We start from the raw sequence: 11,567 nt of genomic DNA on the forward strand, positions 1-11,567 counted from the left end.
CACCAAAAAAGCCCCTAATTTTGTTCGTCACCCCCCAGCAAAATTACCTGATGGTACGCCACCGGGTGAGTGAACGATTTTGTTTCTCTCCATCATTGAAACGGTCGATAAACTGAAAGCACACATGACAAAAAACTATCGTCGCGAACCACTCTGGTATAAAGATGCCATCATTTACGAGCTGAACATCAAGGGCTACTTTGACAGTAACGGTGATGGCATTGGAGATTTTGCCGGTCTGGAGCAGAAACTGGACTACCTTGAAGAACTCGGCGTAACGGCCATCTGGCTGCTCCCCTTTTACCCCAGCCCTCTCCGCGACGATGGATACGACATTCAGGATTACTATACCGTTAGTGAGGCCTACGGAAACGTGGATGATTTCAAACGCTTCCTGAACGCCGCTCACGCCCGCGGGTTGCAGGTAATCACGGAGCTGGTCATCAACCACACCTCCGACCAGCACCCCTGGTTCCAGCGCGCGCGGCGCGCGCCCAAGGGAAGCCCGGAGCGGGACTACTACGTATGGAGCGATACCGACGATAAGTACCCCGACGTCCGCATCATCTTCACCGATACGGAAACCAGCAACTGGACCTGGGACCCCGTGGCCCAACAGTACTACTGGCACCGGTTCTTCCACCACCAGCCGGACCTCAACTACGACAACCCCAAGGTGCAGGAGGAAATCTTCCAGATTCTGGACTACTGGATGGACATGGGCATTGACGGTTTCCGCCTTGACGCCATTCCCTATCTGTTTGAACGCGAAGGCACCAACGGAGAGAACCTGCCGGAAACCCACGCATTCCTCAAGAAACTGCGTAAACACGTTGACGACAACTACGACAACGTGCTCTTTTTGGCCGAAGCCAATATGTGGCCCGAAGAAAGTGCCAGCTACTTTGGCGACGGAGACGAATGCCACATGAACTACCACTTCCCGCTCATGCCCCGCATGTACATGAGCGTCAAGATGGAAGACCGGCACCCCATCACGGACATCTTTGACCAGACGCCCGACATTCCGGAGAACTGCCAGTGGGCCACCTTCCTGCGGAACCACGACGAGCTCACCCTCGAAATGGTGACCGACGAAGAGAGGGACTTCATGTACAACGTCTACGCCAGCGACCGGACTGCGCGCATCAACCTCGGCATCCGGCGCCGCCTGGCGCCGCTGATGGACAACGATCGCCAAAAAATCGAGCTGCTGAACGTATTGCTGATGAGTCTGCCCGGCACCCCGGTGCTGTACTACGGAGACGAGATCGGCATGGGGGACAACTACTATCTCGGTGACCGGGACGGCGTGCGAACGCCCATGCAGTGGAACAATAACGAAAACGCCGGCTTCAGCGAAGCCAATCCCCACAGCCTTTACCTCCCCGTGATCCGGGACACCGAATACAGCTACCGCTGGGTAAACGTCAGGCGGCAGCAGCAGAACCCCAACAGCTTGCTCAACTGGACCAAACGTCTTTTGGGTAAACGGAAAAACTACCGGGTTTTTGGCCGGGGAAAAATCTCCTGGCTGAAGCCGGATAACGGTCGCATTCTGGCCTTCATCCGGGAGTACGAAGATGAACGGATCGTGGTGATCGTCAACCTCAGTCGCCACCCGCAATCGGTAGAGCTCGACCTGAGCGAATTTGCGGGCAGCACCGTACAGGAGGTCTTCGGACGCACCTACTTCCACGACGTGGGCCGTGAACCCTACCAGATTACGGTGAGCTCCCACGGCTACTACTGGCTGGAGTTGAGGTCGACCCCCTCCGGAGCGGAGGATATGCGGGACTTCACCAGTCCTCAACTCCTCTGTGATCATCTGGATCACTTCTTCAGCAAGTCTAATTTGCGGACCCTGGCCGCAACGGTGCTGCCAAAGTACCTCAGCTCCATCCCCTGGATGGGCGCCCGTGCCGAGCAACTGGAAAAAGTAAGCATTCTGGAACATCGTCTCCATTCAACCGGCCAGCGACATTACGCATGGTTGCTGATGAAGGTGGAATTCCTGGAAGGGCTCCCTGAACTGATTCAACTGCCCATCGCCTTCCACAATTTCCGTGACGAAATCAACTACCACGATCGGGAGGAGGCCATTGGCCTGATGGACCTTGACGAAAAGCCCGTCGTCCTCGTCGACGCACTTTACGACGAGGGCTTTCAGCAGAGTCTATCCTTCGGACTTAATGGCTTCAGTAACGCCAAGGGACTATCCTTCGAAGGCAGTGAGGCCCTGAACGAAGCCAGTGGACAGGAAACGGGTGTTCTTCACTCCGGCACGGAATACATGCTGCTGCAGAGCCGGGACCTGGTCATTAAATTCTACCGCCGCGTTGACCAGGAACCCGCTCCCGATCTCCAGGTGAAGCAATTGCTCACCAAGGAAAACTACGGAGCCTCTCCGCAGGTATTGGGTACCCTGAACTTCCAGGCAAACAGTAAATCAAAGTCCACGCTGGCCATCTTCGAGCAGCGGATTGCCCACGAAGGCAGCGCATGGGACTACGTCATGAATAACGTTCAGCGCTTTGCCGAGGAAGTAATCAACCTGGAGCAATCCGGCGATACTCCTCTGCCGGAAGCCCAACCCGACGACGTATCCGTAACGGATGAGATCCGCTACCAGGACATGCCCGAAACCATTCAGGACATCCTCGGATCTCCCTTCGTAAAAAAGCTGGCGGACCTGGGACGGACCACGGCGGCCTACCACACCCTGCTCAGTAAATCTCAGGAAAAGGGATTCTCCACGGAGGCCATGTCGCTCCACTACCAGCGAAGCGTCTACGCCGGCCTGAAGGGCGACATCCGCCTGACCATCGAGCTGCTCAAAAAATCCATGCCCGACATGGATGAGGTCATGACCGGCCTGACCATGGCGGCCATTGAACAGGAACCCATTATCCACCAAAAGCTCAAGCGACTGTATCGCCACAAAATCGAGGCAGACAAAATCCGTATCCACGGTGACTTTACCCTAATGCAGTTGGCCGTTACGGACGAAGGGTTTCTGATCCAGAACTTTGACGGCGATCCGGACCGGACCTTCAGCCAGCGGCGCCTGCGTCGCAGTCCGGCCAAGGACCTGGCTAACCTGATGCGCAGCATCAACTACGCCTGCGGTCTGGCCTTCGCCGACCTTTCTAAGGGTGTCCGGCAGGAAACCGCCGACCACCTGGAAGACTGGCTGCGAACCGCCAGTCGCTACCTGTGCGCCGAATACCTGACGGCCTACCGGAAAGCTACCGACGGCACCCGTTTGCTCCCGGCATCGGAAGAAGACCTCGAAGTGCTGCTGGATACCTTCCGCATCGAAAAAGCCCTGCAGGAGTTGCGCTATGACCTGAATTACCGTCCGGACCTGGCCATCGTGCCCCTTCGCGGCTTGCTGGAATTGCTGGATGACTAAGAAAAAGGCCCCGCAGGAATCCTGCGGGGCCTTTCCATTTCCTTCACCCTCCTCAAATAATCCAGCCCTTCGCCCGGGCGTGCGCACTGGCTTCCGCGTAATCTGCGACCAGGTGAACCTCTACCCCACTGGCTTCGTCGATCAGTTTCCTGATTCGTGCTGCCCGGCGCTCATGCTGTACGTCCCGGATGTATATGGCCAGAATCCGGCCCGGAAAATCTTGGGCGATGCGGAGGTAGATGTCCGTGTCGTGCTCTCCGCTGTCGCCCACCAAAATGAAGGGGAGTTCCGGATACACCTTCAGGATGCGACGCGCCATGGCGTCCTTGTGATTACGAAATTCCATGACCACGTTCTCGGTGGGTAGTCCGAAATCCCGAAGCAGAATGGGCCCTCGCGGCAGGTGGTTCAGGTGTAAGAAGTCACGCAGCAAGTCGTAGAGATTCCACGGGCTGTTGGACACGTAGAAGAAGGGATTGAAACCCTCTCCGTCCTGCCCCAGCTGCAGTTGGCGGTAGAAATCCGCCACGCCGTTGAAGGCAAAGCGGTTGCCGGCATTCTTCAGGAGGGTGTGCAACATCATTTTCAGCTTGAGCCGGCTGGTGACGTCGGTCTGCAGTATCGTATCGTCAATATCACTGATCACCCCGAATTCGGCCTCCGTGGGCACCACCACGTCGGCGTGAAAGGTGGCGTTGATGGTTCCGTTCTGTGGCGTACTGACGACCTCGATTTCCGCCTCCTGCCAGAGGGCGTGCGTACTGGCTACCTCCGCGTCGGGCGGACAGTGATGCTCCACCTGAAAGTAGCCTTCGTCGTCGGTGGTGCGGGAAAAGACGTGGTCTCCCCAGCGAATTTCCACCTCCGCACCCCGGATTTCCCGGGAATTGAAGCGTTTGAAATTATTGACCAGATTGTCCAGCAGGTCATCGCGTTCGGTGCGGCGGATGCCACGATCCCGCAATACCCTTCCGGTGAGGAAGAGGTAGTCTTCCCGTCCGAAGCCAACGTAATTGGCCGTCGTAACGGGCTTGTCTGCCCCCCAGTTGAGGCGGTCCACCAGATCGTCCCACTCGCGGTGGGCCAGTTTACCAATTGATTTCAGGGTCTCTCTAATCGCCATACCCCCATAACTTCGTCCGGAGGGTGGGTGTTCTATTCCTCCAGGGAAAAGCGCATCTCGGACAGGTAGGGCGTGAAGCCCGCCTTTTCGTAGGCCCGGATCGCCGGTTCGTTGTCGGGGTAGACGGTCAGCCGCACCTCGTGCAGCTCATTCGCCCGGGCCCAGGCGAGTAAATCCGCCAGGACGAGTTGGTTCACTCCCCGTCCGCGGTACTCCGGCCGTACGAACATGAAGCCCAGAAAGGCGTGAAATTCGTGCCGTAAATAATGCCGGGAAGCCTTCTTTTTTGCGTAGCCCGAACCGATGAGTCGGCCGTCTGCTTCGGCCACGATGACCGTGGCCTCGGGGGAATCGATCAGCTCCCCGATGTCATAATAGCTGATGGGGTCGGGTTTCAGGGTGGGGTCGTAGGGGCGTTCGGCGAGGATGATGCCCTGCTCAAATTGCCGCAAAACGGGCAGATCCTCCCGCGTAGCTTCGCGCGTAGTGATGGTCATGATGATTGCTTCTTCCGGGTAAAGGTTCACGATTTATGTTGGGCAACGGAGTGCGGGTGCAAAGTACTTCCCGTAAAGCGCCGGGGTGTCGGCGTCCCGGGATGCACCCGGCACCTGCGTTTCGCCATAATGATAAGATCACCACGGCAAAGTCCCCTCCATTTTGCAGCGTGGGCCTCCCACTAAAACCCCTTCCTCCGAACACACAAGTTCGCCCTCCGGTTACAGGGGAAAGCATTAGTAAAAAGAAAATCTTTTATGAATCTCCCCCAAGAAACCCTCAACCAAGCCCTCGAACAACTTACCTACGGATATTACCTCGTAGCCACCCGCGCCGACGGCGATGACCTGAAGACCCGCAACGAAGACTGGGTGAGCGCCGGAACCGTAAGCTGGGCCATGCAGTCCAGCTTCACGCCGCCGCTGATCACCATCGCCATCCAAAAGGACAGCAACCTGAACGAGACCATCCAGAAGAGCCAGGTCTTCTCCCTGACCATCCTCGGAAAACGGGAGCAGGACCTGATCGAACGCTTCGCCGAACGTACCGACGTCGACTACAGCAACAATGCCGTCAACGGCATCAGCTACCGGGAAGGCGCCACCGGAGCCCCCGTCCTCGACTGCGGCGTAATGACCCTGGAATGCCGCCTGGCGGATGCCCTCACTACGAAGGGCGACCACCTGCTTTTTGTGGGTCGCGTGGAAGCGGTACACGCCAATAACGAGACCGACGAGCCCATCACGGACCGGGAAGCCCGCCTTTCCTACGCCGGTGTCCCCTCGCGCAGCTAAAGAATTCCCTTACTGACCAAATGACAACAGCCCCGCTCCTCCCGGAGTAGGGCTTTTTTATTTCAGGGCGTCCATGGCCTCCAGGATGATGGAACAGGCCCTGCGGATGTCCGCCTCGGAGATGATCAGCGGCGGAGCGATGCGCAGGCTCCGCTCGTTCCAGAGGAACCAGTCCGTGATGAGGCCCCGTTCCAGGCAGCCCGCGATGACGGCCTTTACCTCGTCAAAATCGGCCAGTTCCACGGCCATCCACAGGCCGGCCGAACGGACGTCCCGGATGCGCTCGTGCACCAGCAGCGATTTAAACAAGGCTTCCTTGGCGGCCACCGACCCGATGAGGTCGGGTTCGGCCAGCAGGGTGCGCAGGGTCGCCAGGCCGGCCGCGCAGCTGACGGGATGGCCGCCAAAGGTGGTAATGTGCCCCAGCACGGGATCCACCGTGAATTGCTCCGTAAATTCCCGGCGGGCGACGAAGGCGCCCAGCGGCATGCCCCCACCGAAGCCCTTGGCCAGGAGTAAAATATCGGGGACGACTCCGTACTGCTCGAAGGCGAACAGGGTCCCCGTGCGGCCGTATCCGGCCTGGATTTCGTCGAAGATCAGCAGGGCGCCCACCTCGTCGCAACGCTCGCGCACGGCCCGCAGCCAGGCGGCCTGCGGCCGCCGGATGCCCCACTCGGCCTGCACCGTTTCCAGAATGACGGCCGCCGTGCGTTCGGTAATGCGCTGCAGGCACCAGTGGCAGTTGAAATCGAGGTGCTGGATGCCGGGGAGCAGGGGGTGAAAGGCCTGGGTGAAGTCTTTGGGCCATTGCAGGCTCGCCGCCCCCTGGGTGGAGCCGTGGTAGGATCGTTTGGCGGCGATGATCTCCGACCGTCCCGTCACGCGCTTGGCCAGCTTCATGGCCCCCTCGGTGGCTTCCGCTCCAGAATTGACGAAGTAGACGCTGTTCAGGGTCTCGGGGAGCTGCTGGCACAACAGCGTGGCCAGTTCCACCTGGGGCCCCAGGACAAACTCTCCGTAAACCAGCGTATGCATGTAGGTTGCGGCCTGTTCCTGAACGGCCGTCACGATGGCCGGGTGGTTGTGCCCCAGGACGCTCACGCCGATGCCCGCAATCAGGTCCAGGTACTCTTTGCCGGCCGTATCCCGAAGGTAGACGCCGGCACCGCCGGCGATTTCCAGGCCCATCGGAGCCGGACTGGTTTGAGCAACGTGACGAAGAAAATTAGCGCGTGATGACATGGGGACGGAAATGGGGTGCAAAGTTCGGGAATATAAACGATGTTGTGGCGAATCCCGAATCCCACTTACTACCAAATGTTTTCTTCTCCCACACCGATTAAATTTTTTAGTGCCCTCCTCCTGCTTGCAGCTGCCCTCTTTCGCTGCTCCGGGCAGGAACCCGCCGCCCAAACGCCCCCTCCCGCCGAACGCCCGCCGAACATCCTGCTCATCGTGGCCGATGACCTGGGGTGGGCCGACCTGAACTGCTACGGCAATCCCCTCATTGAGAGCCCGCACCTGGACCGACTGGCCCGAGGGGGTGTCCAGTTCATGCAGGCCTACGCCGCCGCGCCCGCGGGCGCGGGTACCCGGGCGAGTATCCTGACGGGACGGCACCCCGCCCGGCTCGGACTTACCCAGCCGGAAGCCCCCGTGGAGGGGGGACAACTGCGTAGCCCGGCCACTGCCCCGGGGCTGCCGCTCGATCAGCTTACCCTGGCGGAAGTGGCCGTCCGGGCGGGTATGCGCACCGCCCACCTCGGACAGTGGCAGCTGGGAGACCGTTCCTTTCACCCCAGCCTGCAGGGCTTTGGGGAAGTGTTTGGCGGCGGAGAAGAGAACGATCCCGCCTCCCATTACTACCCCTTCTTCTCCGGCAATCCCTACCCGGAGCTGCTGGATGAGACCAGGGAAGAAGACTACCTCACGGACGCCCTGACCAACCACACCCTCCACCTCCTCGAAGAATGGCGGGATACGAGTTGGTTCATCAGCCTGAACTATTACGCTCCGGGATTGCCCATCGAGGGGCGGAAAGACTGGATCAGCTACTACGAGCAGCTGGTGGAAGACACCCACCCCCGGGAATTCCCCTCCATCGAATACGCCGCGATGGTGTCGGCCATGGACGAAAACATTGGCCGCCTGCTGGAGTACCTGGAGCAAAGCGAACAACTCGACCGCACCCTCATCATTTTCACCTCCGACAATGGCGGGCTTCACCGCGGCGGGACCAACTTTCGGGCACCCACCGACAACGGCATCCTGCGGGAAGGTAAGGAGACCCTTTACGAAGGAGGAATCCGGGTCCCTTTGCTCATCCACTACAAAAAAGAAGCCACTACCGACGCTGCGATAATGACTCCCGTAATAACTACCGATATTTTTCACACCATCACCGACCTGCTGGGCGTGCCGCCCGCGGGAGAAAGTGATGGCCAAAGTCTTTTGCCCCTTTTGCGGGGTCATTCATTGCCGCAGCGTACGCTCTACTGGCATTTTCCGCACTACGGTGCTTCGGGCGGAAAACCAGCGGCCAGCCTACGCCGGGAGGACCTGAAAATGATCCTTGATTACGAAACGGATTCCGTGGTCTACTACCACCTGGGCTACCGCCCCGACGAAGCCATTCCATTGGCGACCCCACCCGAAGAAGATTTCCGGGCCCTGCTGCTGGAATGGCAGCAATCGGTCAACGCCCGGTTGCCGGAACGCTAGCGATCGCCCCTAATTGGAGGCCATCAGCTCGTTGAGCACTTCGCCCAGCTCTTCGGCGGTCAGGTCCGTTTTCGAGTGAGCGAAGTAGGTTTTCATTTCATCCGGATCCGAGATGAAGACCACCAGTTCCCGGATTTCTTTCCCGTCGTAAAGCACGGAGAGTTGGACTTCTTCCCCTTCGGGACCCCGGACCATCGCCCAGCGTTCGTAGCCGTAGCCTCCCTCCAGCTCCCGGAGTAGTTTTTTGATGTCCCGTGAGGTATCGAAGGCGTCCGTGTCGAACATCAGGAAGCGGGTGGTGCCGAATTCCTGGGCCAGTTCAAAGATCAGCCTTTCCTCTTCCTCCTCGGAGGCCAGGATGCCAATCTCTCCGGCCAGGCCGATCATCCAACCGGGAACCTTGACGGCGAAGTTTTCTTCGCCCTTGCGGTGTTTCTTAATGAAGTCTTTGACGACGGATTTCTGAGCGGATACCGTAACGCCGGCAAAGAAGCACAGAAAGAACAGGAGGATTAAACGTTGCATCGGTAACTGATTTATGGGTTTTGGTAAGGGAGGAGATTTGGTTCGTTAGGCTGTTGGTAGTTTAGTCTGTTAGTACGTTAGACTGTTAGTCTTTTGGTCTGTTAGTCTGTTGGTCCGTTAGTTTGGGGTGGGGGCCAAATCTCCTCCCGGTTGGGGTGATGGGGTTTATTCGAGGGCTTTTTGGAGTTCGGAAAGCTTCGTCAGGTCGATGTTGCCGATAAAGCTGAGCATGGCGAAGTCATCGTCGGCGCCGACGAGGAGGAAGAGCTCACTGATGACGGCATTTTCGTCCTGAATGAAGGCTTCCACGTTATCGCCGTCTTTGGTGCGGACTTTGAAGAGCAACTCGTAGGAGTCCGTGGGGATTCGGCGCTTGGCTTCGGCGTAGAGCTGTTTGGCGTTTTCGTCGGTGTGGAGGACGCGAATGCCCTGAATGTCCTTCACTACCTTCAGGACGGCTTCCAGTTCTTCGTCGTCCAGGTCATCGATGTCGAGGTCGGCGTCTTTGAAGAGCTGGAAGATTTTGCCGCTGACGTAAACCGCCGTAAAGCGTTCATCATCGACGTATTCGGCAAAGTAGGAAGAGATGGCGTCCTGCGGAATTTTTTGCGCGGACGCAGGTGCCAGGAAGAGCAGGCACAGGAGCAGGGTGAAAAAGTATTTCATCGTTAATTTTCTTTTGGGGTGATGGGAGGATGATTAGTCCAGGATCGCGTCAAGCTCTTTGAGTTCCTTGAGCGTGATCCGTGGCCCTTCATTCAGGTTGGTGCTGGCCGTCTTGAGGGCGGCCCGAAGCACCAGGTAGGCTTCCCGTTCGTTGGTCACCTCGTAGCGGCTCCAATCTACGGTGGTAGTGGTTTGCTGCTCGGCGATGGGGAAGTCCGAAAGGGAAGGATTATCGTTAAACCATAGGTTACCGGCCAGGAGGAGCAGGGCCGCGGCGGCCGCCGCGGTCATCCAGCGCAGCACCGGTTGGCGCCGACGGGGCTTACTCCGCGTCGGAACCACCAGGCGGGGCGTCGGGGGCTGCACCTGAGCGGCTACCGTCCAGTAGGCGAACAAGTCCCGGTAGGGCTCGTGGTCCGGATGGAGGTCGCCGGCCCGGAAGTAAGCCCGGAGGGAGCGCTCTTCTTCCAGGGTAGTTTCCCCGGCGAAGTAACGTTCCAGCAGCAGTTCAGCGGTTTGTTGGTTCATGGTTCAACGATTCTTTCCTGTAGTAAAAGGCTTCTGATCTTGGTCCGGGCCCGGTGGAGGTAAACCTTCACCTGTTCCATGGTCAGATCCGTCGCCGCGGCGATTTCCCGGTATTCCATCCCCTCCACTTCCCGCAGCTGCAGCACGGTGCGCTGGTTAGGCGGCAGCTGTTGGATGATGCGGTGGACGTGCGCCAGGGTATCACCACTCGCCGTGAGGCGATAGGGGGTGGCTTCATCCCGGTCGGGGGGCGCCGCTTCGGTTTCCCGCAGCAGACGTACCTTCCCGGAACGGAGCCGATCGATGGCCTGATGACGCGTCATTTTGAGCATCCAGGCCGGCGGATTGTCCAGCAGGGCGATCTCTTCCCGCTTCCGCCAACTCTTGATCAAGACCTCCTGGACCACATCCTCGGCCTCATCTGCATCGTTCACGACGCGCAACGCCAGCCGATAAAGCCGGCCGCGAACGGAAGAAACGAGTGAGGTAAATTGGTCCAAAACGAAGGGCGTTTGCTCAGTACACGGTGCTAAGGGACGATATGTTACAGCCCGGTTAAATTTTTTTCGACGAAAACTTCCCTGGCCTGGAATCATGGGGCCAATTGGGGGCCTCCGTTCGGAAAAACGGCGGGTAGGTGGCGGGGTTGCATCAACCAGCGGCCCTGTCCCGTAAGTTATCCCGATGCCTGGGAGACTTTGGCCGGCGGTAACCCACCAAGCTGGCCCCGTTCTGGCTGATCCAAAATTCTCATTGCACCCGTACCGGCTGAGCCGAGTATTTCACTGCACCCGCGCGCCGTCGCCCAAGTGCCATCACCCGCGCCCCAACGTCCCCGCACCTTCCCGCCGCTCGGCCAACCGGTAATCGTCAGTCAAAAGTGCACCATCTAAGGGTTCATTTCCCCGATGGCACACTCAAAGGAACCGGCCGCCTGTGGCTAACTTCGCGACACCTCAGGAGCAGCTCACTTCGTTCGACGGCTCCGAGGAGCGCTCTAGTTTAAAATAATGTAGCCGGTCCTCCTAGCAGTCTTTACTGGGCCACAGGCCCGGATTGCTGCTCGGAGGTCTCGGTATACGGATCCGACCAGTCAGCTCGTACCTCTCGCCAGGGCGGACGAGCAGGGTATTCTCCCGGCCCTCAGAGGGAATGGAAAACCGGTTGACTTCGCGACACCTCCTTTAAGTTTGGCTCTGTCTCCTTTTGACTCACATTCAAATTGGATAGATGCGTAAATGACGATGGCAGCCCTCATCGTCTGTGGAGCTGCCATCGTTACTTACGTATCGTT

General features: G+C 58.6%; 10 protein-coding genes. 3 read left to right on the forward strand and 7 right to left on the reverse strand.

Translation table 11 applies throughout. The features are described 5' to 3' along the window. Window positions 1–124: 124 nt before the first annotated feature. The gene (treS, locus tag E1J53_RS21835) at window positions 125–3,415 is read left to right on the forward strand and encodes a maltose alpha-D-glucosyltransferase (protein WP_134274495.1); all 3,291 of its coding nucleotides are present in this window, start codon (window positions 125–127) and stop codon (window positions 3,413–3,415) included. 52 nt (window positions 3,416–3,467) lie between these two features. Here the strand turns inward: treS and E1J53_RS21840 are convergent, their stop codons facing one another. Together E1J53_RS21840 and E1J53_RS21845 are read right to left on the reverse strand one after the other, a co-directional pair. Next, complete coding sequence (locus E1J53_RS21840) at window positions 3,468–4,538, reverse strand: App1 family protein (protein WP_134274496.1); 1,071 nt, start codon at window positions 4,536–4,538, stop codon at window positions 3,468–3,470. A gap of 32 nt (window positions 4,539–4,570) precedes the next feature. Further along, window positions 4,571–5,035 carry a GNAT family N-acetyltransferase gene (locus tag E1J53_RS21845; protein WP_134274497.1) on the reverse strand — a complete coding sequence of 155 codons (465 nt, stop codon included), beginning with the start codon at window positions 5,033–5,035 and terminating at the stop codon, window positions 4,571–4,573. Window positions 5,036–5,293: 258 nt separating this feature from the next. On the opposite strand from E1J53_RS21845, the gene E1J53_RS21850 reads away from it, so the two are divergent. Beyond that, window positions 5,294–5,830, forward strand: coding sequence for a flavin reductase family protein (locus E1J53_RS21850; protein WP_134274498.1), 537 nt, complete (start codon window positions 5,294–5,296; stop codon window positions 5,828–5,830). A gap of 57 nt (window positions 5,831–5,887) precedes the next feature. On the opposite strand, the gene E1J53_RS24165 is transcribed toward E1J53_RS21850, so the two are convergent. After that, window positions 5,888–7,075, reverse strand: a complete 1,188-nt coding sequence (locus E1J53_RS24165; protein WP_253932252.1) for an aspartate aminotransferase family protein — start codon at window positions 7,073–7,075, stop codon at window positions 5,888–5,890. Window positions 7,076–7,150: 75 nt separating this feature from the next. Here E1J53_RS24165 and E1J53_RS21865 point away from each other — a divergent pair, with 75 nt between their 5' ends. Then, on the forward strand, window positions 7,151–8,554 hold the full coding sequence (locus tag E1J53_RS21865; protein ID WP_173021599.1) for a sulfatase-like hydrolase/transferase: 1,404 nt from the start codon (window positions 7,151–7,153) through the stop codon (window positions 8,552–8,554). A 9-nt stretch (window positions 8,555–8,563) separates the two neighbouring features. Here the strand turns inward: E1J53_RS21865 and E1J53_RS21870 are convergent, their stop codons facing one another. The 4 genes from E1J53_RS21870 to E1J53_RS21885 form a co-directional block, all read right to left on the reverse strand. Next, entirely contained in the window at window positions 8,564–9,079 is a 516-nt protein-coding gene (locus E1J53_RS21870) for a DUF4252 domain-containing protein (protein ID WP_134274502.1), read from the reverse strand. A gap of 165 nt (window positions 9,080–9,244) precedes the next feature. Further along, complete coding sequence (locus tag E1J53_RS21875; protein ID WP_134274503.1) at window positions 9,245–9,745, reverse strand: DUF4252 domain-containing protein; 501 nt, start codon at window positions 9,743–9,745, stop codon at window positions 9,245–9,247. 33 nt (window positions 9,746–9,778) lie between these two features. Beyond that, complete coding sequence (locus E1J53_RS21880; protein WP_134274504.1) at window positions 9,779–10,273, reverse strand: hypothetical protein; 495 nt, start codon at window positions 10,271–10,273, stop codon at window positions 9,779–9,781. Further along, on the reverse strand, window positions 10,270–10,773 hold the full coding sequence (locus E1J53_RS21885) for an RNA polymerase sigma factor (protein WP_173021600.1): 504 nt from the start codon (window positions 10,771–10,773) through the stop codon (window positions 10,270–10,272). Before E1J53_RS21885 ends, E1J53_RS21880 begins: the two co-directional genes overlap by 4 nt. Window positions 10,774–11,567 lie beyond the last annotated feature (794 nt).

Origin of the sequence: Lewinella sp. W8 (assembly GCF_004375085.3) — a bacterium.
In the GTDB taxonomy this organism is placed as follows: Bacteria; Bacteroidota; Bacteroidia; order Chitinophagales; family Saprospiraceae; genus Neolewinella.